At 60.8% G+C, this 21,150-nt stretch carries 23 protein-coding genes and 1 riboswitch; of the genes, 3 read left to right on the forward strand and 20 right to left on the reverse strand.

The genetic code is table 11. The features are described from left to right. Nucleotides 1–15: 15 nt before the first annotated feature. From rpmI to H8S55_RS01760, 18 genes are all read right to left on the reverse strand, one after another. The gene (gene rpmI, locus H8S55_RS01675; RefSeq protein WP_008981480.1) at nt 16–225 is read right to left on the reverse strand and encodes a 50S ribosomal protein L35; all 210 of its coding nucleotides are present in this window, start codon (nt 223–225) and stop codon (nt 16–18) included. 18 nt (nt 226–243) lie between these two features. Next, the gene (gene infC, locus H8S55_RS01680; protein WP_147561938.1) at nt 244–774 is read right to left on the reverse strand and encodes a translation initiation factor IF-3; all 531 of its coding nucleotides are present in this window, start codon (nt 772–774) and stop codon (nt 244–246) included. A gap of 425 nt (nt 775–1,199) precedes the next feature. Then, nucleotides 1,200–1,616, reverse strand: a complete 417-nt coding sequence (atpC, locus tag H8S55_RS01685; protein ID WP_186877535.1) for an ATP synthase F1 subunit epsilon — start codon at nt 1,614–1,616, stop codon at nt 1,200–1,202. After that, the gene (gene atpD / locus H8S55_RS01690; protein ID WP_147561809.1) at nt 1,617–3,020 is read right to left on the reverse strand and encodes a F0F1 ATP synthase subunit beta; all 1,404 of its coding nucleotides are present in this window, start codon (nt 3,018–3,020) and stop codon (nt 1,617–1,619) included. Next, nucleotides 3,017–3,925, reverse strand: a complete 909-nt coding sequence (atpG, locus tag H8S55_RS01695) for an ATP synthase F1 subunit gamma (protein ID WP_147561811.1) — start codon at nt 3,923–3,925, stop codon at nt 3,017–3,019. The genes atpD and atpG overlap by 4 nt, the downstream gene beginning before the upstream one ends. 1 nt (nt 3,926) lies before the next feature. Continuing rightward, nucleotides 3,927–5,693, reverse strand: a complete 1,767-nt coding sequence (gene atpA / locus H8S55_RS01700; RefSeq protein WP_243200417.1) for a F0F1 ATP synthase subunit alpha — start codon at nt 5,691–5,693, stop codon at nt 3,927–3,929. Next, complete coding sequence (locus H8S55_RS01705) at nt 5,674–6,177, reverse strand: F0F1 ATP synthase subunit B (protein ID WP_186877536.1); 504 nt, start codon at nt 6,175–6,177, stop codon at nt 5,674–5,676. The genes atpA and H8S55_RS01705 overlap by 20 nt, the downstream gene beginning before the upstream one ends. 15 nt (nt 6,178–6,192) lie before the next feature. Continuing rightward, nucleotides 6,193–6,570, reverse strand: coding sequence for an ATP synthase F0 subunit C (gene atpE / locus H8S55_RS14570; RefSeq protein WP_243200418.1), 378 nt, complete (start codon nt 6,568–6,570; stop codon nt 6,193–6,195). A gap of 55 nt (nt 6,571–6,625) precedes the next feature. Then, nucleotides 6,626–7,489 carry a F0F1 ATP synthase subunit A gene (locus H8S55_RS01715; protein WP_186877537.1) on the reverse strand — a complete coding sequence of 288 codons (864 nt, stop codon included), beginning with the start codon at nt 7,487–7,489 and terminating at the stop codon, nt 6,626–6,628. Nucleotides 7,490–7,750: 261 nt separating this feature from the next. Beyond that, complete coding sequence (gene thiW / locus H8S55_RS01720) at nt 7,751–8,272, reverse strand: energy coupling factor transporter S component ThiW (RefSeq protein WP_147561819.1); 522 nt, start codon at nt 8,270–8,272, stop codon at nt 7,751–7,753. 315 nt (nt 8,273–8,587) lie between these two features. Beyond that, a riboswitch (TPP riboswitch) is annotated at nt 8,588–8,699 on the reverse strand. 48 nt (nt 8,700–8,747) lie between these two features. Beyond that, the gene (locus tag H8S55_RS01725; RefSeq protein ID WP_186877538.1) at nt 8,748–9,296 is read right to left on the reverse strand and encodes a hypothetical protein; all 549 of its coding nucleotides are present in this window, start codon (nt 9,294–9,296) and stop codon (nt 8,748–8,750) included. Next, nucleotides 9,293–10,135: a metal ABC transporter permease gene (locus H8S55_RS01730; protein ID WP_186877729.1), complete on the reverse strand. Its 843-nt coding sequence runs from the start codon at nt 10,133–10,135 to the stop codon at nt 9,293–9,295. The genes H8S55_RS01725 and H8S55_RS01730 overlap by 4 nt, the downstream gene beginning before the upstream one ends. An 8-nt stretch (nt 10,136–10,143) precedes the next feature. Beyond that, a complete protein-coding gene (locus H8S55_RS01735) occupies nt 10,144–10,845 on the reverse strand; it encodes a metal ABC transporter ATP-binding protein (protein ID WP_186877539.1) in 702 nt (233 codons plus the stop codon). Between the two features lie 13 nt (nt 10,846–10,858). Then, complete coding sequence (locus H8S55_RS01740) at nt 10,859–12,376, reverse strand: metal ABC transporter solute-binding protein, Zn/Mn family (RefSeq protein WP_186877540.1); 1,518 nt, start codon at nt 12,374–12,376, stop codon at nt 10,859–10,861. Nucleotides 12,377–12,502: 126 nt separating this feature from the next. Further along, nucleotides 12,503–12,799: a hypothetical protein gene (locus tag H8S55_RS01745; RefSeq protein ID WP_186877541.1), complete on the reverse strand. Its 297-nt coding sequence runs from the start codon at nt 12,797–12,799 to the stop codon at nt 12,503–12,505. 41 nt (nt 12,800–12,840) lie between these two features. Continuing rightward, nucleotides 12,841–13,302 (reverse strand): Fur family transcriptional regulator, encoded by a 462-nt coding sequence (locus H8S55_RS01750; protein WP_366467147.1) that lies wholly within the window; start codon nt 13,300–13,302, stop codon nt 12,841–12,843. Between the two features lie 104 nt (nt 13,303–13,406). Beyond that, nucleotides 13,407–15,233 (reverse strand): ATP-dependent zinc metalloprotease FtsH, encoded by a 1,827-nt coding sequence (gene ftsH / locus H8S55_RS01755; protein WP_186877543.1) that lies wholly within the window; start codon nt 15,231–15,233, stop codon nt 13,407–13,409. Nucleotides 15,234–15,421: 188 nt separating this feature from the next. Next, nucleotides 15,422–15,970, reverse strand: a complete 549-nt coding sequence (locus H8S55_RS01760) for a QueT transporter family protein (protein ID WP_186877544.1) — start codon at nt 15,968–15,970, stop codon at nt 15,422–15,424. Between the two features lie 276 nt (nt 15,971–16,246). Between H8S55_RS01760 and H8S55_RS01765 the strand changes: the two genes are divergently transcribed. After that, the gene (locus H8S55_RS01765) at nt 16,247–16,675 is read left to right on the forward strand and encodes an SseB family protein (protein WP_186877545.1); all 429 of its coding nucleotides are present in this window, start codon (nt 16,247–16,249) and stop codon (nt 16,673–16,675) included. Nucleotides 16,676–17,100: 425 nt separating this feature from the next. Beyond that, nucleotides 17,101–18,036: a LysR family transcriptional regulator gene (locus tag H8S55_RS01770; protein WP_186877546.1), complete on the forward strand. Its 936-nt coding sequence runs from the start codon at nt 17,101–17,103 to the stop codon at nt 18,034–18,036. Between the two features lie 42 nt (nt 18,037–18,078). On the opposite strand, the gene H8S55_RS01775 is transcribed toward H8S55_RS01770, so the two are convergent. Continuing rightward, complete coding sequence (locus H8S55_RS01775) at nt 18,079–19,260, reverse strand: pyridoxal phosphate-dependent aminotransferase (RefSeq protein ID WP_186877547.1); 1,182 nt, start codon at nt 19,258–19,260, stop codon at nt 18,079–18,081. Between the two features lie 250 nt (nt 19,261–19,510). On the opposite strand from H8S55_RS01775, the gene H8S55_RS01780 reads away from it, so the two are divergent. Next, entirely contained in the window at nt 19,511–19,888 is a 378-nt protein-coding gene (locus tag H8S55_RS01780) for a hypothetical protein (protein WP_186877548.1), read from the forward strand. Nucleotides 19,889–20,050: 162 nt separating this feature from the next. Here H8S55_RS01780 and pta read toward each other — a convergent pair whose 3' ends face one another. Further along, nucleotides 20,051–21,025 (reverse strand): phosphate acetyltransferase, encoded by a 975-nt coding sequence (gene pta / locus H8S55_RS01785; protein WP_186877549.1) that lies wholly within the window; start codon nt 21,023–21,025, stop codon nt 20,051–20,053. Nucleotides 21,026–21,150: the final 125 nt, after the last annotated feature.

Genomic DNA, 21,150 nt, shown 5'->3' on the forward strand with positions numbered 1-21,150 from the left:
GTTCCCTCCCTCTTCTTACTTATACAGGATCATGCGCTTGATGGCGGCCTCATTGGTTTTGTCGGCATAGGTGGTGCCGCGCAGAGCCCGCTTCAGCTTGGTGGTCTTGCCGTGGCCATTGAGCAGGTGACGCTTCTTGGTCATGGCGCGCTTGACCTTGCCGCTCTTGGTGAGGGAAAAACGCTTCTTGGCGCCGCTGTGAGTCTTGATCTTGATCTTCGGCATAACAGAGAACTCCTTTACTTACTTTTTCGTATCTTTGGCAGGCTTGGGGGACAGGAAGATGGACATATGCCGTCCCTCCAGCTTGGGGCTCTTGTCCACAACAGCGATCTCGCCGCAATCCTCAGCAAACTTCATCAGCAGGTCCTGGCCGATGTTGGTATGCGCCATCTCGCGGCCGCGGAAGCGGACCGTTACCTTGCAGCGGTTGCCCTCGGACAAAAACTTCTGGGCATTTCTCAGCTTCACATTGAAGTCGTTCACGTCAATGCTGGGGGACATCCGAACCTCTTTGATCTCCACCACGCGCTGATTCTTGCGGGCTTCCTTCTCGCGCTTGGTCTGCTCGAACCGATATTTTCCGTAGTCCATGAGCTTACACACGGGAGGGACGGCGTTGGGAGAGATCTTCACCAGATCCAGTCCCTGCTCCTCTGCCATGCGCAGAGCCTCCTGCGCGGACACGATGCCCAGCTGTTCTCCGGCATCAGAGATCAGGCGGACCTCCTTATCCCGGATTTCTTCATTGGTTTGATGACCTGTGTTAGCGATGGGAAAGCACCTCCAGACAAAATAAAAATACGGCTGCCGGTAAGGCCCCCGTATCGCAACAAAACAACGCCGGAAAACCGGCGAAATTTTCATGTTGACCCGTTGGCTCTGGCCTGGGGTGAGGACGAGGAACCGTACCTACTTTCTTGTACTCGGATAGTTTACCACCGTGCGCTGCCCTTGTCAAGCAAAATTTTAAAATTCCCAGCCCGTCCGTAACCTGTCATTGCGAGGAGGCCCAACGGGCCGACGTGGCAATCCGTTCCTAAACCCCATGATTATCAGCATATTTCCGGTTTTAAGTTACGGATTCCCACGTCGCTGCGCAGCCGTTGGCAGCTCTGCTGCCTTACGGATGCGGCGTACCCCTTGCGGGTGCTTCGCTCCTCGGAATGACAAGCGTGTTTCGGGCTGGGAATTCAAACTCACTTGGTATCGTGGATATGGCTGACCCGCAGACGGTTGATGGCCCGGGCCAGCGTCGCCTGGGTAAACTTGTATTCCTGGATGCTCTGCTTCTGCAGCAGGGCCTCTCTGGCCTTTGCCTCCGCCCGTTTGGCCCGGTTGGTGTCGATCTCCTCGGGGCGTTCGGCAGAGTCTACCAGCACCAGCACCTCGTTATTCTCCACTTTGATGAGGCCCCCGGACACGGCGGCGGTGCGCCGCTCTCCGCTGGGCAGGGTCACGCTCATGGCCCCGGGCACCAGGGCGGCGATGGTGTTGCTGTGGCCGGCCAGAATGCCCATGGAGCCGTCCACCGCCGGGACGGTCAGGCTGACGCACGCCCCCTCGTAAAAGGGGCGGTCTGCGGCCAGCACCCGCAGATGGAACTCCCTGGCCATTTATGCTCCCTCCGCTTCCAGCTGCTTGGCCTTGGCGGCCACGTCCTCCAGCGTGCCCACGTTATAGAAGGCGGCCTCGGGATACTGGTCGGCCTCGCCGTCCACGATGGCACGGAAGCCCTCCAGGGTATCCTTCAGGGGGACGTATACGCCGGGGATACCGGTGAACTTTTCCGCCACATGGGTGGGCTGGGCCAGAAAACGCTGGATCTTCCGGGCCCGGGTGACGGTGGTCCGGTCCTCGTCGCTCAGCTCGTCCATGCCCAGGATGGCGATGATGTCCTGCAGCTCGCTGTATTTTTGCAGGGTCTCCTGCACCTGGCGGGCCACACGGTAGTGCTCCTGTCCCACGATGTCCGCCTCCAGAATACGGGAGGAGGACTCCAGGGGGTCCACCGCCGGATAGATGCCCTGCTCGGCGATCTTGCGGCTGAGGACGGTGGTGGCATCCAGGTGGGCAAAGGTGGTAGCGGTGGCCGGGTCGGTCAGGTCGTCGGCGGGGACATAGACAGCCTGGACGGAGGTGACAGAGCCGTCCTTGGTGGAGGTAATGCGCTCCTGCAGCTGGCCCATCTCGTTGGCCAGGGTGGGCTGATAGCCCACGGCGGAGGGCATTCTGCCCAGCAGGGTGGATACCTCGCTGCCGGCCTGGACGAAACGGAAGATGTTGTCGATGAACAGCAGCACGTCCTTGTGCTCCTGGTCCCGGAAGTATTCCGCCATGGTCAGGCCGGACAGAGCCACCCGCATACGCACGCCGGGGGACTCGTTCATCTGGCCGAACACTAAGGCCGTCTTGTCGGACACGCCGCTCTGACGCATCTCGTGCCACAGGTCGTTGCCCTCCCGGCTGCGCTCGCCCACGCCGGTAAAGACGGAGTAGCCGCCGTGCTCCATGGCCACGTTGTGGATGAGCTCCTGGATCAGCACGGTCTTGCCCACGCCGGCACCGCCGAACAGGCCGATCTTGCCCCCCTTGGGATAGGGCTCCAGCAGGTCGATGACCTTGATGCCCGTCTCCAGGATCTCCACGGCGGGGCTCTGCTCCTCAAAGGAGGGGGCGGGGCGATAGATGCTGCTGCGGGGCACGTCGTCGGCCACGGCGGGGCCGCCGTCGATGGGCTGGCCCAGCACGTTGAACATACGGCCCAGGGTGGCCGCGCCCACGGGGACCTGGATCGGGTGGCCGGGGGCCTCTACCTTCATCCCCCGGGCCAGGCCCTCGCTGCCGGCAAGCATCACGCAGCGGACGGTGCTGTCCCCCACGTGCTGGGCCACCTCCATCACCCGGACAGCCCCGTCCTTCTTTACGGTAAGGGCCTCACGGATGTGGGGCAGGTGCCCCGCCTGAAACTCCACGTCCACCACGGGACCTGATATCTGTACGATGGTTCCGATCTTCACGCTGTTCCGCCTTCCTTCCTGTGCTTGCGGCGCTGGGCCTTGGCTCCGGCGGACACCTCGGTGATCTCCTGGGTGATGGCCGCCTGGCGGACCCGGTTATACTGTAAGGACAGCTCCCCCAGCAGTTTCTCCGCGTTCCGGTTGGCCGCGTCCATGGCCGTCATGCGGGCGTTCTGCTCGCTGCAAAAGCTGTCTATGAGGGCGCTGTAGATAAATCCGGCCACATAGCTGTGCATCATACCGTCCAGCACCGCACCCACCGACGGCACAAACTCAAAGGGCTCGCTGACCGCCTTCTCCTTGGTTGGAATGGAAAAATAGGTCCGGTGGAAGGGCAGCAGACGGGTGGACAGGGCCTGAGAGGTCAGGCTGTTCTCCATATCCGTGTACACCACGAATATCTCCTGCAGTTCCCCCCGGTCATACTCGTCCAGCAGCAGGGCGCAGATCTCCCGGGCCCGCTCCATGGTGGGGTTCTGGGCCGTATACAGAAAGCTCTTGGCCACGGGGATGTTGTGCTGCTTGAAAAAGTGGCGGCCATACTCCCCCACCACAAACAGCTTGGTGTCCGGGTGCTGGTCCAGCAGACGCTGGGCCTCTTTGATGACGTTCTGGTTATAAGCCCCCGCCAGGCCCTTGTCCGCCGTGATGACCAGGCAGCCATAGGTGCCTTCCCGGGGCTTCGTCACGTCGGGGGGATAGAAATAACGGCTCTCCACCCCGTTGGCCGTGCGGAAGATGCGCTTGATCTCCACCCGCAGGGCCTGGAAATAGGGGCGGGTCTTGCTCAGGTCGTCCTTGGCCCGGCGCAGCTTGGTGGAGGCGATGAGATACATGGCGTTGGTGATCTTTCGGGTCTGCTGCACGCTTTCGATGCGCTGTTTGATCTCCTTGATGCCGGCCATGTCACTCACCACGCTGTTCCGGCGAATTTCGCCTGGTCAAAAATGCCTTGGCCAGCCTGACGATCTCCTGCCGGTCCTCATCGGGCAGCTTACCTGTCTGATCGATGCGCTGGCACAGGTCGGGGGCCTGGCCCTCCAGTTCCTCGATCAGCTCCCGCTGAGCCTGGTCGATCTGATCCACGGGCACGTCCTGGAACAGGTGGCCCAGGGCGGCCACCAGGGTGATCACCTGCTGGTGCTGGTTCAGGGGGTGATACTGCCGCTGGCGCAGCAGACGCATCAGGCCCTGGCCATAGACCAGCTGGCGCTTGGTCACCTCGTCCAGGTCGCTGGAGAACTGGGTGAACACCTCCATCTCCCGGTATTGGGCCAGGTCCAGCCGGATGGCTCCGGCGGCGGACTTCATGGCCTTGGTCTGGGCATCGCCGCCCACACGGGACACGGACAGGCCCACATTCACGGCGGGGCGCTGGCCGGAGAAAAACAGGTTGCTCTCCAGAAACAGCTGCCCGTCGGTGATGGAGATGATGTTGGTGGGGATATAGGCGGACACGTCGCCGGCCTGGGTCTCCACGATGGGCAGAGCGGTCATGCTGCCGCCCCCCAGCTCGTCGGACAGGTGGGCCGAGCGCTCCAGCAGACGGGAGTGGAGATAGAACACGTCGCCGGGATAGGCCTCACGGCCCGGGGAGCGCTCCAGCAGCAGGCTCAGGGCCCGATAGGCGATGGCGTGCTTGGACAGATCGTCATAGACGATGAGCACGTCCCGACCCTGATACATGAAATACTCGCCCAGGGCGCATCCGGCATAGGGGGCGATATACTGCAGAGAGGCGGGGGCGCTGGCGGGGGCGTTTACCACCACGGTATAGTCCATGGCCCCCCGGCGGGTCAGGTTCTGCACCAGCTGGGCCACAGAGCTGTCCTTCTGGCCGATGGCCACATAGATGCACACCACATTTTTGCCCTTCTGGTTCAGGATGGTGTCCAGGGCGATGGCCGTCTTGCCTGTCTGCCGGTCACCGATGATCAGCTCACGCTGGCCCCGGCCAATGGGGAACATGGCATCGATGGCCAGCAGGCCGGTCTCCATGGGGGTGTTCACCGGCTGGCGGTCCAGGATGCCCGGGGCCGCCGCCTCGATGGGACGGTACTTGTCCGGGGCGATGTCCCCCTTGCCGTCCTGGGGGGTACCCAAGGCATCCACCACCCGGCCCAGATAGCCCTCAGCCACCGGCATACCGGCGGTCTTGCCGGTGCGGCGGACGATGCTGCCCTGGACGATGTCCTCGCTGCCGCCGAACAGGATGCAGCCCACACAGTCCCGGCGCAGATCCTGCACCATGCCCTTCACACCGTTGGAGAAGACCAATATCTCGCCATACTCCGCCCGCTCCAGACCGGAGACGGTGGCGATCTCGTCGCCCACGGTGAGCACCTGGCCCACCTCCTCCGCCGCTGCGGCTGGGGTCCAGTTTTCAATGGCCTGGCGCATCAGGGGAACGATGTTCTCCTGGCCGGGCTCCAGCTGCTGCATTCTCTCCTGGAACTGGCGCATGCGGCCCTCCAGGCTCCAATCGTATACGTCAGAACCGACTTTCAGACGAAAGCCCTTCTCCAGGCTGTCGTCCCGCTCCCAGGTCAGCTCTGCCTCCTGGCCATAGGTCCGCTTTAAAAAGGCCAGCAGGCGGCTGCACTGCTTGTCCGTGGGGGCCTTGGCGCTTTGCAGGACTGCGGTCAGCTTCTCGTCACTGCTGGGTGTGCTCATGGCCGCTCCCCCTCTCCGCCGCATCCAGGAACTGGTCCAGGGCATCGCCGTCAGACTGGAGCACCAGCTTCTCCGCCGCCGTCACTGCCAACTCCTGCAGCTCTTTCTGGGTGTCCTGCACCGCCTTGTCGTGATAGCGCTCGGCGGCCTCTCTGGCCGTGGCCAGAATGGTCTGGGCCTGTTTGTCGGCCTCGTCCATGCGCTGCTGGGCAGCCCGCTTCATGGTCTGCTGGGCCTGGGCCTTCTCCTGGCGGATCTCCTCATCGGCCTGCTTGAGCTGCTGATGATATGCCTCCTCCGTCTTCTTGGCCTGGTCCAGCCGCTGCTGGGCCTCCGTCTCCATCTGGCGGTAGTGTTCCTCCCGCTGGTCCATAAACTTGCGCACCGGACGGTACAGCAGGAAATACAGGCCCCCCGCCAGAATGGAAAAATTCAGCAGGTGAAGGATGATCTGCTGCCAGTCAATATTCAGTGGGATATTCACGGCGCTTCACCTACCTTACAGGACAAAGATGATCAGGATAACCACCAACAGGGCGTAAATAATGGCCGTTTCGATAAATACCAGGCCCAGCATCAGGGTGGTGCGGATCTTGCTCTCCGCCTCGGGCTGGCGGGCAATGCCCTCCACCGACTTACCTGCGGCGATGCCCATGCCCACGGCGCCGCCGGCGGCGGCCAGGCCGATGGCGATGCCGGTGGCCACGGCCTTCAGGCCAAGGCTGCTGTCCGCCGTCTGGGCCGCCTCGCTCTGCTGGGTCTGGGCGGCATCCGGGGCAGGCGCGGCACCATTCCCAGCGGCGAAGGCGGGGATGGCCATGGCCAACAGGGCCGCGATAACGAACAGGGCCGCAACGATCTTCTTCATTTTGTGCATGATAAACTCCTCCATTTCTAACAAGGAAGCATTCGCTTCGGATACAGATTCAACCTCACGCCACCTGGGGCGTGTCTTTCCGGCTGTGGTGCTGCGCCCGGACAGGCTTGGGCTCCTTCTCCGGCTCGGGCTCGTGCTGGGACACCTCGCCGTAGAACATGGCGGTGAGCATGGTCAGCACATAGCTTTGAATGACCGCGTGGAGCAGGGTGAACAGCACACCCACCACCACGGGGAGGATATAGCTCAAATTGATGTAATAGTACACCAGCTCCGTCACCAGCAGGCCGCTGAGCAGCGCGCCGAAGAGACGGAAGCTCATGGAGATGGGCAGGGAGAACTCCTTCAGCGTGGCCTTTACGCCCCGCAAGCCGTTGCCCGCGATGCCGCCGGACAGGATGACCGCATAGGACAGGCAGCCCAGGGCGATGGCCCCGTTCACGTCGGACAGGGGGGCGGGCAGGGTGATGGCCCGTCCGCCGGTGGTAATGGCCTGAAAGCCGAACAGTTCAAACAGGGTGCCCACAAAAATATAGGTACCTGCGCCGAAGATATACGCCCCTAAGAATCGGTTCATCCGGGGAGCGGATGTCTTCGCCATGCGATCAAACAGGCCCACGACCTCCTCCAGCACCAGCTGGCACCGGCCGGGGACATACTTGAACCGGGGGATCCAACAGATTCGGAGCACTGCCGCTGTGATCAATAAGATCGCCGTGACCACAAAGCCCGAAATGAGCCCAGGGTTCACCGCCTTCCAGCCCAGCAGATCGATCCGGTTCTCGTTGTGGAGCACCGCATCCCGCATGGTCTGCTGAATGGTCTCCGACTGGCCGGCATGGTTCCCAGTAAAGATCGAAGCCGCCAGCAGCACCGCTACGATCAGCAGCCACAACAGCACCTTTTTCCGTTCTTTCATGTTCCTCGCCTCGTTTTCACGTCGCGCATTCTGCGTTTCCTACTCTAACAATAGGTAACTTTCAATCACCCGTATTATACTCTTTGCCATTTTGAATGCAAGTGTTTTAAAGTGATTTTTTATTCAGTGACTGACATCTTTACGCAATCTAAACATTGTCTACACCCTGTATACAGTTTCGATCAAAAACAGCCGCACCTCCCATACGCAGAAGGTGCGGCTGTCCATGTATTTACAACAATAATGCGTTCAAACGGCTTCTCACTGCTCCAGGGCGGCACCCATGGTCTTCAGGGCCCCGGTGCGCTTCAGGGCAGCCACTAAAATACCGGCCAGGACGGACCCGGCCACGGTGGAGATGAGGAAGGGGATGATATAGGCGTAGAAGGCCACCGCAGCAGCGCTGACGTTCATAAACAGCACGGCCACGGGATAGGCGGCCAGACCGCCGATGATGCCGGTGCCGAACACCTCGCCCACCAGCGTGGCGGTCAGGTTCTTGGTCTTCCAGAACACCAGGCCGCACAGCAGCGCCCCGCACATACTGCCCGGAAAGGCCATCAGGCTGCCCACGCCCAGCAGATTGCGGATCAGGCTGGCTCCAAAGGCCACGCCCACCCCGTACCAGGGGCCCAGGAACACGGCGCACAGGATGTTGACCATGTGCTGCACCGGGGCGCACTTGCTGCCAAAGACGGGAAATACGATGAACATGCTGCCCACCACGGCCAGGGCGCACAGCAGCCCGGCCACCGCCAGCTTTTTCACATTGGACTGATTCATGGTGTAAAACTCCTTTTTCAAACGGGGAAAAACCGCGCAAAGGCCCGCAGCGTTTCCCTCTCTCTCGGCCGTTTGGCCGGTGAACAGGGCCGGAAAAGCATATCGCTCCCCGGTTCGGTCGAGACTTGCTGGTCTCCTCTCACGCCGGAACACGGCTTCCCATCGCTGCCTATTGGGCCCGGACCCAGGGCGCTCCCCCTCGGTCCGCCCCCGGTTCTTCACCGGGACGCCTGGTTTTTTCCACATCCCCCCTGAAAAAAGTGGATACACCGAAAACGGGGGCGGCCCCAAGAGGACCGCCCCCGCCAGATCTGCTTATGACTGCGGCAAACGTCCCTCCGGCGGCATGACCCGCATCAGGTTGAAAAGGGTCGGAGCGCGCTTGCTCCCTCTCAGCCCGACAGCCCGGGCTCCCCTGCTTGCAGGGTCTATCATACGCCCCCGGCCGGGATTTGTCAAGACGCGGCATGGCTACTCAGCCTCGATCCATCTCCGCGTCGGCCAGATAATACCAGGTAAAGCCCTCCTCTTCGTCGATCTGGAAGGTCCCGGTCACGGTGATCTCCGTGCCGATCTCCGGGTAATCCTGGGGGTAGACGGAGCCGTCCCCGCAGACAAATTCGATGCCCTCGGCGCAGCAAGCGGTGGCATCGGCCACCACGCAGGCCGTGCTCACCTTGTCCTTCACCGGCTGGCCGTCCTTGTCCACCCACTGATAGGCTTCAAAGCTGCCCCTCATCTTTACCGTCTTGCCCCGGTAGCTCTCCGGGGAGAAATAGAGCATATCATATACCTGGGAATAGACCATGGTGCTGCTCAGCGCCGTCAGGTCAATGTCCACGCCAGAAGAAGGGATGACCTCCGGCCCGTCCTCCTCGGCCTGAGCCCGCGCTGGGGAAGGGAGCACGTTGGAAGCGGCACCGCCGCTGTCGGAAGAGGTAACCGCCGTCTCCCCGCCGCGCCCACAAGCACACAGGGACAAGGTTATGACCAGGGCCAGCAAGACAGAACATCTTCTTTTCATCCTCTGCCCCCTCCCATCACCCGGCCTGCCGCCGAAAAGAGGGCAAAGGCCAGAATATCCACTGCTACAATGGTAGAGCCCACCGGGGTCCCCGCCAGGATCGCCGTTAAAATGCCCAGCACCGCGCAGCTCACCGACAGCACCGCCGAGCAGACGGTCACAGCCCGAAAGCTCTGAAACACCCGCATGGCGGACAGGGCCGGAAAGATGACCAGGGCAGAGATAAGCAGCGAACCCACCAGATTCATGGCCAGCACGATGACCACTGCGATGATAACGGCCAGCAGCAGCTGATAGGCATCCGCCCGGGTCCCCGCCGCCCGGGCAAAGTCCTCATCAAAGGTGACGGCAAAAATTTTGTTGTAGCACAGCAGGAACACCGCCACCACCACAACGGACAGTCCAGCACACAGGTACACCTCCGCCTTCGTCAGGGTCAGGATGGATGTGGACCCGAACAGGGTGCTGCACACATCCCCGGACAGGTTGGAGGAGGTGGAAAACAGGTTCATCAGCAGATAGCCCATGGCCAGCGCCCCCACCGACAGCATGGCGATGGCGGCATCTCCCTGTATTTTCGTGTCCCGGCTGGTGCGCAGCAGTAAAATGGCACAGGCCACCGTGACTCCCAATGTCAGGGGCATGTGGTCGGTCAGCCCCAGCACGGCGGACACAGACATGGCCCCAAAGGCCACATGGGACAGGCCGTCCCCGATAAAAGAGAACCTGCGCAGTACCAGCGTCACCCCCAGCAGAGAGGAGCACAGGGCGATGAGCACGCCCACCACCAGGGCATAGCGCACAAAGGGATAGGCCCAGTACAGGGCCAGCTTTTCCATGATCCCGCTCACAGGGCCTCGCCCCCCTTCCACGCCTGTGGAAATTCGCGGAGATAGTCTGCCTTGGTTCCGAAGAACACCCGCCTGCCCAAATGGAGGATATGGCTGGCATAGGTCAGGGTGGCAGTTATATCGTGGGAGATCATCAGGATCGTCACTCCGTCCTCCCGGTTGAGGCGTTGGATCAGGCCGTACATCTCCCCCGTGACCTTGGGGTCCAGACCGGAGACAGGCTCGTCCAGCAGCAGCATGTTCTGTGCCGCACACAGGGCCCGGGCCAGCAGCACCCGCTGCTGCTGGCCACCGGACAGGGTGCGGTAGCAGCGCTTTGCCAGCGCCGCCACCTGCATCCGCTCCATGGCCGTCTGTGCAAGCTGCTTCTCCCCTTTGCTGTAAAAGGGTCTGCCGCCGCAGCGGCCCTGACAGCCGGACAGGACGATCTCCCGCACCGAGGCTGGAAAGTCCCGCTGCACCGGGGTCTGCTGGGGCAGATAGCCGATCTCATTCTTTCTCAGCCCGTCACCCGTCAGGACCTTCCCCCGGACGGGCGGCTGCAAGCCGAGAATGGTCTTCATCAGAGTGCTTTTTCCCGAGCCGTTTTCCCCCACGATGCACAGATAGTCCCCGGGACAGACGGAAAAGTTCAGGTTCTCCAGCACGGCCCGGCCCTCATAGCCCACGGCCAGGTTCTGACAGGTAAGCTGAGTCATCGTCTCGCCCCCCTTAGTTCAGGGCCTGCTTCAGCACAGCCAAGTCCTTTTCCATCACAGACAGATAGGTCACGCCGTTTTTCACGTCATCAGATGTGGTGGCCTGCATCGAATCCATGGTCAGCACTTTCTGATCCTTCTGCTTTGTGTTCTGTACAATGGTCTGGGCGATCTTATGGTCCTTGCCCTCGATGGTCAGCACACAGGGCAGCGCCAGCTCGTCCACCTTTTTGGCCAGGAAGGAGACCGTCTCAAAGCTGGCCTCGCTCTCGGCAGAACAGCCAGCAAAGGCGGCGTAATAGTTCAGGCCATAGTCGTCCACCAGATAGCGGAAGGGGAAGCGGTCCCCGAACAAAACGGTTTTGCGTGCCGCGCCGTCCACAACCGTCTGATATTCCCTGTCTAACTCCGCCAGCTCATCCAGATAGGTTTTGGTGTTGGCGGCATAGGCATCCTTGTGGTCGGGGTCCAGCTCCTGCAGGGCATCCGAGATAGCGCTGCACAGCACCTTGGCATTTTTCAGCGACAGCCAGACGTGCTCGTCGTATTCTTTCTCTTCATGCTCCAGCATGTCCTCCTTGATCTCATCTCCACTCATACCTGCGGGGTAGTAAGTGGGCCAATGATCCATCTCCTGAGACAGAGCCTCAAAGCCGTCATTTCCGCAGTAAATGTGGAAGTGCTCTGCCTTTCCCGGGGCAATTCCATGGTCGCTGAACTGCACATACTTGGGTGCGGCGGCATCGCCGCCAGTGGCTTCAAAGAAATACCGCGCTCCTCTGCTGCCAGATTTATAATCGTATATCTGATAGCCCTTGTAGGAGTAGACCGCCTTTGCGGCAACACCATTGGTCACAAAGCACATGGTGTTGTTTTCTCCATCAATGGTGATCTGGGAAACGTCAGTCTTATAGCCGGTTTCATAGTAATCCCGGTATTCTTCAGCGGTTTTGTCTCCGGTCTCCGCCTTGCGTTCCATCACCTCATCCAACACGCCATCTTGCAGATAGGGATAAACAGACTGCCAGTCGCCGTCCCAGTCAGACAGGCTTCTGTCCTGCACGTCGCTGTCGGCAAAGTGAGAATAGCCGTGGTTATGCCCCTCCTCGGCCTGCATCCCGGGCATGGCCTCCTCCGTTTTCACGGTGTCCTTGAGCACATCCAAAAGGTCGATGACCTTCATGTTCTTGTTGGTGGCCTCTTTCAGGGCGTCGTCCACCCAGGCGTCGGACTCGCCGCCCACATAGACAAACAGGTCGCAGTCAGAAATCTTGATGATATCGTCCGCCGTGGGCTGATAGCTGTGCAGGTCCACGCCGTTGTCCAGCAGCATGGTGAGCTCGGCGCTGTCCGCCTGGTCGCCCATGATCTGCCGCACCCAGTCATACTCGGGAAAGATAGTGGTGACCACGCTGAGCTTGTCCGCGCTCTGTGTTCCGCTGCCGCCCTCGGCGGGAGGCTTGCTACCGCAGCCGGAGAGCAGGCTGCCCGCCATGGTCAGGGATAACATCAGGGAAATGATACGTTTCATAGAATAAAATAACCTCCAGATTTATGGTCAGAATGGAAAAATGGGCGCAAAAAACAAGGGCGACGGTAGCACCGCAGAGCCTATCCCCCACGGGATAGACTTCGCCCCTGTATGTTCTGTTCTGACTTAATCTGAAAGTTTCACCTTGAGTGCGACTAAGGTAAAAACCACGGCACACTCCGCCGTGGGCAGAGCTGCCCGGAGCATAAAACGGGGCAGGGCCGCCGTCAGGACGGCGGCAGTCCCGGCCAGCCCCAGGCCCTCCAGCAGCTGCCGGCACAGGGTGATCTGGCAGCAGACAGCGCAGTCCTCGCCGGTACAGCTGTGGTCTGCTTCCACTGCGATATACAAAGCGGAGAACAGCAGGACCAGAGCCATAGCCGCAGCCACCAGCCCGGTAAACATACGCGTTTTCTTCGTCATGCCCTTCTCCCTCCTTTTCCGGTTCCGGTTTTCGTGTTGATTCAATCGCTGTCTTTTCCAGCGCAGTCCACACAGGTGCCATAGAGCACTGTGTCCGCCGTATCCAGGGTAAACTGCTCGCTCCGGGCCAGTTGTTCGGCAAGCAGTCTGGCGTGGTCGGCGGCCATATGGACCGTCTTTCCGCACTGGATGCAGGTCATGTGCAGTGCCCCCTGGCAGGGCGCAGCCGCCATATACTGATACAGAGTCTCCCGACTACCCGGCTTGGCGCAGCGACGGGCTTTTCCCTCCGCCTCCAGCTGGGCCAAATTCCGATAGACTGCGCTGAGACTGACCTCCCGCTCCCGCAGGTCCCGGGCGATTTCTCCCGCAGACAGCAGCTGATGGGGGTGGGCGCTTAAATAGTCCAAAAGCAACTTTCTCTGCCTGGTGCTGTACCTGGGCAAGGTCATGCGCCTCCAATTTGCGACGAAATCGCATTTTACAGTAGCAGAGTATACCATCCCACTTTCCGCTTGTCAATATGCAAATCTATCGCAAATTTTATTTATATGAATATGATAAAACGGCAGACCCGTTGTCCGGGTCCGCCGTTTTAGGAAATCTCTTACACTTTTCCGTCGGTACGGAGCATGTCCATAAACTCCTCCCCGGTGATGGTCTCCTTCTCATACAGGAAGTTGGCCAGCTTGTCCAGGCTGTCCCGGTTGTCCCGGAGGATGGTCATGGCCTTGTCATACTCCTTCTGGATGGTCTCGGTGACCAGGCGGTCCATGCGGGCCTGGGTCTCCGGGGAGCAGGCCAGGGAGGCATCCCCGCCCAGGTACTGGTTGCTCATGGTCTCGAAGGCGGCAAAACCGAATTCCCGGCTCATGCCGAAGCGGGCGATCATGGAGCGCACCAGTTTGGTCGCCTGTTCAATGTCGTTGGAGGCCCCGGTGGTGATGGAGCCGAAAACCAGCTCCTCCGCCGCCCGTCCGCCGGTGTAGGTGCAGACCTTGTTCAGCAGCTCCTCCTTGGACATGAGGAAGTGGTCCCCGTTGTCCACCTGGAGGGTATAGCCCAGGGCCCCGGAGGTGCGGGGGATGATGGTGATCTTCTGTACGGGGGCGGAGTGGGTCTGCATGGCGGCGACTAAGGCGTGGCCCGTCTCGTGATAGGCCACGATCTTCTTCTCCTGGTCAGACAGCACCCGGCTCTTCTTCTGATACCCGGCGATGACCACCTCCACGCTCTCCTGCAGGTCCTCCTGGGTGGCGAACTTCCGTCCGTCCCGCACCGCCCGCAGGGCGGCCTCGTTGACGATGTTGGCCAGCTCCGCGCCGGAGGCGCCGGAGGCCATTCTGGCGATGGGGGCAAAGTCCACTCCGTCGGCCAGACGGATCTTCTTAGCGTGGACCTTTAAGATATCGATACGGCCCTGAAGGTCGGGCAGCTCCACGGGGATGCGCCGGTCAAAGCGCCCCGGACGCAGCAGGGCGGGGTCCAGGGAGTCGGGCCGGTTGGTGGCCGCCAGGACCACCACGCCCCTGCTGCCGTCAAAGCCATCCATCTCGGTGAGCAGCTGGTTCAGGGTCTGCTCCCGCTCGTCGTTGCCGCCGGAGAACTGGCCGTCCCGCTTTTTGCCGATGGTGTCGATCTCGTCGATGAAGATGATGCAGGGGGCCTTCTCGTTGGCCTGCTTGAACAGGTCCCGGACCTTGGCCGCCCCCCGGCCCACGAACATCTCTACAAATTCCGACCCGGCGATGGAGAAGAAGGGGACGTTTGCCTCACCGGCCACGGCCTTGGCCAGCAGTGTTTTGCCGGTGCCCGGAGGGCCCACCAGCAGAGCGCCCTTGGGCAGCTTGGCACCGATCTCCCGGTACTTCTCCGGGTCGTGGAGGAAGTCCACGATCTCGTTGAGCAGTTCCTTCGCCTCGTCCTCCCCGGCCACGTCGGCAAAGCGGATGCCGGTGGAGGAGGGCACATATACTTTTGCCCCGGAGCCGCCGCCCATGCCGAACATCATGCCGTCCTTGCCGCCCATGGCCTTCTGCATCCGGCGGTTGAGGAAATATCCGATGAGCATAAAGGGCACCAGGGGCAGCACCCAGTTCATCAGCAGGGTGGTCATGGCGGAGGGCTGGGTGTCGATCTGCTGGAACTTGGCCCCGGAGTCGTAAAGGCGCTGGGTGCGCCCGGCATCTTCCGTAGCCACGGTCTCGTAAATTTTGCCTTCTTTGTCCGTGAACAGGATCTGGTCGTCCCGGATCTCCACCTGGTCGATCTGTTTCTTGTCCGTCATGGACATAAACACATCATAGGTCACATTCTCGATGCGGTTCTTGTTCATGGCGGGGAACAGGGTGGCATTGAGCAGCAGCAGGATGGCCAGGGCGAGCAGATAGTAGTATACCAGGGGTTTTTTCGATGGCTGTTTGATCTCTTGCATCTGAAGATCATCCTCTCTGGGTGTGTGGTTCAAATCGTTAACCGGTTAATGGATATACTAGCAAAAGGCCGGGACAAAATCCCGGTGTAAGTGTAAACAAATCGTGACGAAAGTATGAACATATCCCTGAAAAAAACAGGGGCGGCCAGACATCCACCTGTCTGGCCGCCCGTCGCCCGGCATTCCGGTCAGCTCCCGCTGCCCACAGCGGGGCTGAGCCCCAGGCGGGAGAGCCGGTCGGCGGGGATCATCTCCCGGAAAAAGCGCACCCGGGGCAGCACGCCCAACAGCAGCTGGCCCAGCACGGCGCTGGCGATCAGCTCGCCCAGGCCCACGGTAAAGGCGTTCAGGGCATAGGCCGGCCAAAAGGCCCCGCCGGTGCCCCCCACGGAAAAGGCGATCACCGCACCCACGATGGCCGCATTGCACACCACCGGGGGCAGGGGCGCCAGCCAGCGGTTACGCAGGCTCTGGGTCCACAGGCAGGCGATAAGGGTGGCGGCGGAACCGGCCACCACATCCAGCAGCCCATAAGGGGAGAGCAGGTTTGCGATGAGACAGCCCACAAACAGTCCCGGCGTGGCGGCGGGGAACAGGAAGGGCAGCACGGTCAGTGCCTCGGCAAAGCGGATCTGCACTCCGGCATACTGGGGGATGGGCAGGGCCATGGTGAGTACGGCGTACACCGCGGCCAGCATGGCCGCCAGGGTGAGATCGCGGATCGAGAATTTAGACATAAAAAAACCTCCATTTTCTTCTTTAGAGAACGGCGGGACTCGTCTTTTTTCAGTCCCCCCGAACGAACACAGCGCCGCTCCCCTCCGTGGCCGGGCGTTCCACGCTTCTGGGGGCGGTTGGCTGTGCTTGGACGAGATGTGGAAACTCGTCAAGAGGTATCTTATCACAGCCCCGTCCCGCTGTCCACTGGATAAATGGACAAAGAGCCCCGTACCCTTGCCTCCCTCCGGCAAATCAGGTACAATGGGACCAAGAACATGAAGGAGGTCCCCAAAATGGAACAAAACGACCACAGCCTGGACAACGCCCCGCTCCTCCGGGCCATCGCCCGGATGCAGACGGAGAACAGCCGGGAAAGCCGGGAGGCGGTGCTGGACCTGGTCATCTCTCAGGCCCAGTTCCTGGCCCCGGCGGACATCGTCCCCGAGACAGAGGGGAAGGAGGCCGCCCTGCGCTTTCAGCTGCTGACCAATCAGGAGGGACAGCCCTTCTTCCCCGCCTTCACCGGCTGGGAGGAGCTGCGCAAGCTGTGCGGCCCCAAAAATCAGCAGACGGTGGTCCTCACCTTTGACCACTACGCCGGGATGGTCCTGCGGGACTGCCGGGCCGCCGGTTTTGTGGTGGACCCCATGGGGGCCTGTCTTACATTTGACCGGAACATGATGGAGCATCTGGTACAGAGAAAACAAGAGATGACCAAGTGAAACGGATTGCCACGTCGCTTCGCTCCTCGCAATGACAAAAATACAGTCTTCTGTGTCGAGTACAGGCCCTCTGTACCCTGTCATTGCGAGGAAGGGCGCAGCCCTGACGTGGCAATCCGTCTCCCCACAAAAAAATTTTCAAATTTGAAAATTTCCTGTTGACATGTTGGTTAGTTTATGCTAACCTATGCTTGGTTAGAGAAAGCTAACTCCCCCCTCCTCACACCTCCCTGCTTTCTTCCTACCCCTTTTATTCCAGATTTCTCTGACCACCAGAAAGTCTTTCGGGACAGGCATCCCCGACAGACGGGCCGCTGACCGTGCGCATACACGCGGTCAGCGGTTTTTTTATCTTTTCTCCCACCCCATTCTGTGATATGATAGCTTTACCGGCCTGTTTGGTCTAAATTTTGGGAGGGGCGCTTATGTTCGTCAAAAATCCTGAATATTTCCTCACCATCGCCAAGGAGCGCAGCATCTCTAAGGCGGCCGAGCAGCTGTATCTCTCCCAGCCCTACCTCAGCCAGTATCTGGCCAAGCTGGAGCACACCCTGGGGGTGGCCCTGATGGACCGTTCCCACACCCCCCTCACCCTCACCACCGCCGGGGAGGTGTTCTATGCCTACCTGGAGCGGCAGAGCTATCTGGACCGGCAGCTGTTCAGCGACCTGCGGGACATCCAGGACCGGAACCGCCCGGTGCTGCACATCGGCGTGTCCCCCTGGCGGGGAGCCATGCTGCTGCCCGACATCCTGCCCCTGTTCACCCCCCAGTTTCCCGACGTGCAGGTGGTCCTCCACGAGGCCGCCGTGCCCGAGCTGACCAAACTGGCGGAGGACAGCGTCATCGACTTCTGCATCATGCACATCCCCAGCGATTTGACCGAGCTGTCCTATGAGCTCATCATGCGGGAGCACGTCTTTCTCATCGGCCATAAAAGCCACCCCCTGCTGCGGGGGCTGGACAGCCCCTATGACCGCCCCCTCCAGTTCACCCAGCTGCGGCAGCTGGAGCGCGAGCGTATCATTATGCTTCCCTCGGACTGGCGGCTGGCCAAGCTGCTGCACAACACCTTCTCCGTACTGAACATCGATCCCCAGAACATCCTGGTCACCACCAACAACACCACCGCCATCAACCTGGCGGCGGAGAACATGGGCTTTGCCTTTTTGCAGGAGAGCGGCATCTCCCGCACCCCCTATCTGGACCGGCTTGCCTGCTTTACCATCGGGGACCCGCCCCTCACCTGCCCCACGGCGGTGGTGTACAAGAAAAACGGCTTCCTCTCCCCCGCCGCCCGGGCCTTTATCGACCTGACAAAGGAGTTTTACCGGCGGTTCAACCGGGATGGGAATTTCTAAAAAAATCCACAGGACCGATGGGTCCTGTGGATTTTTTGATCTTTACTTGTAGGAATCCGCCAACGCCTTGAACTTGGGCAGGGCCCGCTCAATGCGCTCGGTCTGGACACAATAGGCGATCCGCACATGGCCCGGAGCGCCGAAGCCGGAGCCGGGGACCAGCAGCAGGTCGAAGTCCTTGGCCCGCTGGCTGAAGGCCACGTCGTCCGGCTCCAAAGAGCGGGGGAACAGATAGAAGGCTCCGCCGGGCTCGGCCACATGATAGCCCATCTCCCGCAGGGCGGTGACCAGCAGCTTGCAGTTGCGCTCGTACACCGCCAAGTCAGCTGTCATATCGCAGCACAGAGAGGTGACCTGCTGGAACAGGCTGGGGGCGTTCACATAGCCCAGGGAGCGGCCGGCTCCGGCCACGGCGGCATAGACCTCCTGAGCGTCCGTAATATCTCCGGGCACCAGCACATAGCCCAGGCGCTCGCCGGGCAGGGACAGGGACTTGGAGAAGGAGTAGCACACGATGGTGTCCTTGTAAATATGGGGCACCCAGGGCACCTCAAAGCCCTGGAACACGATCTCCCGATAGGGCTCGTCAGAGATGAGATAGATGGGGTGGCCGTACTCCTGACTCTTGGCGGTGAGGACAGCGGAGAGCTTCTCCAGAGTCTGGCGGGAATAGACCACGCCGGAGGGGTTGTTGGGGGTGTTTACCACCACGCCCTTGGTGTGGGGGGTGATGGAGCGCTCCAGGGCGTCGAAGTCGATCTGGAAGTGCTCGATCTCCGGGGGGATCAGCACCATTTTGGCCCCGGCCCCCTCGATGAATACTTTATATTCAGGGAAATAGGGGGCAAATACGATGAACTCGTCCCCCGGGCAGGTCAGGCCGTTGAACACGCAGCACAGAGAGGCCGCCGCGCCCACGGTGATGTAAAACTGGTCGGCGGTGTAGCTGCCCTGGAAACGGCGGTTCAGGGAGTCGGCAAAGCGCTGCCGGGCGGCGGCATCCCCCTGGGCGCTGGTGTAGCAGTGGATCAGCTCGGGCTGCTCCTTCAGAATGCGGATGGCCGTCTCGTTGATGGCGTCGGGGGCGGGGACGCTGGGGTTGCCCAGGGAGAAGTCGAACACATTCTCCGCACCCACCACGGCGGAGCGCTGCTTGCCATACTCAAACAGCTCCCGGATCACAGACCGGGCAGTGCCCAGGCCCAGCATACGTTGGTTGACCATGATCAAAACCTCCTGCACGGGAAGCAGAGCCCCCGTGAACATAATTTAACCTGACTGAAATTATATCACTGCACTTTGCGCAAGTAAAGCCAAAAGTTTTCCCGCTCCGGCCCGTGCCTGCCCTTCTCTCTGTTGGAACCGTTGACTTTTTCTGTATCGCTGGTACAATGTACTTAGAGAACGCATCAAGCCAAGCCCCGCCGAGCCGAATTTTGATCTTTTTGATCTTCAAGCTGTGAGGTGAAGCCGAATGTCAAACCCACTCTTCCGCTACCCCAAGTTCTGGACCGAGGCGTTGAACTTTCTCCCCCTCCTGGCCTTTTGCCTGTACGCTCTCTCGTTTTCTGAAACTGCCGGAGTAGAGGCTGCGGTCATCCGGGTGTTCGTGGTCTACGGTCTCTTTCTCACCTACCCCACCAAAAAGCTGGTCTTTACTGAGAACGCCCACCGCAGGCGCTGGTTCGCCGTGCTGTACACGCCCCACGTGATTTTCGGCATCTGGCTGGCTTGGTGGGGCTGCACCCACGGGTGGTTCCTCTCCCTGCTGTATTTGCTGTGCTCCGTCGCCTGTTATGGCTTTGCCCTGGCCGCTCTGGGCCGGCCCGCAGGCGATGATGAACCGATCTGACGCTGAAAAAGCGGGCTGCCTTAAAATGATTGCAGCAATCACATGAGACAACCCCTCAATTAGCAGGAATCCTATAGCCTTCCCCCAGGGGAAGGCAAAAAGCGGGCTGCACACGGATGTGCAGCCCGCTTTTTACGTTATGTGTCTCTTTTCAGGCTGTCATCAGGCCAGAGCGGCGGTAATGATGGCCATGGAATAGACCTCCTGGGCGTTGCAGCCCCGGGACAGGTCATTGATGGGGGCGTTCAGGCCCAGCAGGATGGGGCCATAGGCCTCGAAGCCGCCCAGGCGCTGGGCGATCTTATAGCCGATGTTGCCGGCGTTGATGTCGGGGAAGATGAAGGTGTTGGCATAGCCGGCCACCTTGGAGTTGGGGCACTTGGTCTTGGCCACACGGGGGGAGACGGCGGCGTCGAACTGCAGCTCGCCCTCGATGGGCACGTTGGGCATGGCCAGCTTGGCCTTGTTGGCGGCGTTGCGCATCTTGTCCACATCCTCGCCCTTGCCGGAGCCGAAGGTGGAGTAGCTCAGGAAAGCCACCTTGGGGTCCACGCCGAAAATCTTGGCGCAGTCCACGGTCTCGGCGGCGATCTCCACCAGCTCGTCCTCGTTGGGCTTGATGTTGATGGCGCAGTCGGCCATGGCCAGCACGTCGTTGTCGCCGGTGGCGGAGGGGCGCACCAGAATGAAGCAGGAGGACACGATGGAGTTGCCCGGCTTGGTCTTCACCAGCTGCAGGGCGGGGCGGACGGTGTCGGCGGTGGAGTAGGTGGCACCGCCCAGCAGGGCGTCGGCCTGGCCCATGGCCACCAGCATGGTGCCGAAGTAGTTGCTCTTCTTCAGGGCCTTGCGGCAGTCGTCCTCGGTCATCTTGCCCTTGCGCAGCTCCACCATGCGGGCAACCATGGCCTCCATCTCCTCATAGTTCTCAGGGTCGATGATGATGGCACCGCGGATGTTGAAACCGGCATCCTCGGCGGCCTGACGGATCTCCTCGGGGTTGCCCACCAGGATGGGGGTCAGGAAGGTACCGGACAGCAGCCGGGCAGATGCCTCCAGAATACGGGGGTCAGCGCCCTCTGTGAAGACGATCTTCCGGGGGTGGGCCTTCAGAATTTCGATCAGCTTCTTAAACATAAGTGCAGTTCCTCCAGAAACAAAGATTGGGACATCCCGCGCAGATGCCCTGCCTATCAAATCAAGGGTATGTTAGCATTATTCTTTTCAAAAAGCAAGGGCCAGCTTTGGCCTATCACCCTTTT

Origin of the sequence: Flintibacter faecis (assembly GCF_014287875.1) — a bacterium.
GTDB classification, from domain to species: domain Bacteria; phylum Bacillota; class Clostridia; order Oscillospirales; family Oscillospiraceae; genus Lawsonibacter; species Lawsonibacter faecis_A.

What these genes read in the sequence shown, in the direction of transcription:
- rpmI (WP_008981480.1), bottom strand. Translation starts at nt 225, where the DNA reads ATGCCGAAGATCAAGATCAAGACTCACAGCGGCGCCAAGAAGCGTTTT.
- atpC (WP_186877535.1), bottom strand. Translation starts at nt 1,616, where the DNA reads ATGGCCAGGGAGTTCCATCTGCGGGTGCTGGCCGCAGACCGCCCCTTT.
- atpG (WP_147561811.1), bottom strand. Translation starts at nt 3,925, where the DNA reads ATGGCCGGCATCAAGGAGATCAAACAGCGCATCGAAAGCGTGCAGCAG.
- atpA (WP_243200417.1), bottom strand. Translation starts at nt 5,693, where the DNA reads ATGAGCACACCCAGCAGTGACGAGAAGCTGACCGCAGTCCTGCAAAGC.
- atpE (WP_243200418.1), bottom strand. Translation starts at nt 6,570, where the DNA reads ATGCACAAAATGAAGAAGATCGTTGCGGCCCTGTTCGTTATCGCGGCC.
- H8S55_RS01715 (WP_186877537.1), bottom strand. Translation starts at nt 7,489, where the DNA reads ATGAAAGAACGGAAAAAGGTGCTGTTGTGGCTGCTGATCGTAGCGGTG.
- thiW (WP_147561819.1), bottom strand. Translation starts at nt 8,272, where the DNA reads ATGAATCAGTCCAATGTGAAAAAGCTGGCGGTGGCCGGGCTGCTGTGC.
- H8S55_RS01725 (WP_186877538.1), bottom strand. Translation starts at nt 9,296, where the DNA reads ATGAAAAGAAGATGTTCTGTCTTGCTGGCCCTGGTCATAACCTTGTCC.
- H8S55_RS01730 (WP_186877729.1), bottom strand. Translation starts at nt 10,135, where the DNA reads ATGGAAAAGCTGGCCCTGTACTGGGCCTATCCCTTTGTGCGCTATGCC.
- H8S55_RS01735 (WP_186877539.1), bottom strand. Translation starts at nt 10,845, where the DNA reads ATGACTCAGCTTACCTGTCAGAACCTGGCCGTGGGCTATGAGGGCCGG.
- H8S55_RS01740 (WP_186877540.1), bottom strand. Translation starts at nt 12,376, where the DNA reads ATGAAACGTATCATTTCCCTGATGTTATCCCTGACCATGGCGGGCAGC.
- H8S55_RS01745 (WP_186877541.1), bottom strand. Translation starts at nt 12,799, where the DNA reads ATGACGAAGAAAACGCGTATGTTTACCGGGCTGGTGGCTGCGGCTATG.
- H8S55_RS01750 (WP_366467147.1), bottom strand. Translation starts at nt 13,302, where the DNA reads ATGGTATACTCTGCTACTGTAAAATGCGATTTCGTCGCAAATTGGAGG.
- ftsH (WP_186877543.1), bottom strand. Translation starts at nt 15,233, where the DNA reads ATGCAAGAGATCAAACAGCCATCGAAAAAACCCCTGGTATACTACTAT.
- H8S55_RS01760 (WP_186877544.1), bottom strand. Translation starts at nt 15,970, where the DNA reads ATGTCTAAATTCTCGATCCGCGATCTCACCCTGGCGGCCATGCTGGCC.
- H8S55_RS01765 (WP_186877545.1), top strand. Translation starts at nt 16,247, where the DNA reads ATGGAACAAAACGACCACAGCCTGGACAACGCCCCGCTCCTCCGGGCC.
- H8S55_RS01770 (WP_186877546.1), top strand. Translation starts at nt 17,101, where the DNA reads ATGTTCGTCAAAAATCCTGAATATTTCCTCACCATCGCCAAGGAGCGC.
- H8S55_RS01775 (WP_186877547.1), bottom strand. Translation starts at nt 19,260, where the DNA reads ATGGTCAACCAACGTATGCTGGGCCTGGGCACTGCCCGGTCTGTGATC.
- H8S55_RS01780 (WP_186877548.1), top strand. Translation starts at nt 19,511, where the DNA reads ATGTCAAACCCACTCTTCCGCTACCCCAAGTTCTGGACCGAGGCGTTG.
- pta (WP_186877549.1), bottom strand. Translation starts at nt 21,025, where the DNA reads ATGTTTAAGAAGCTGATCGAAATTCTGAAGGCCCACCCCCGGAAGATC.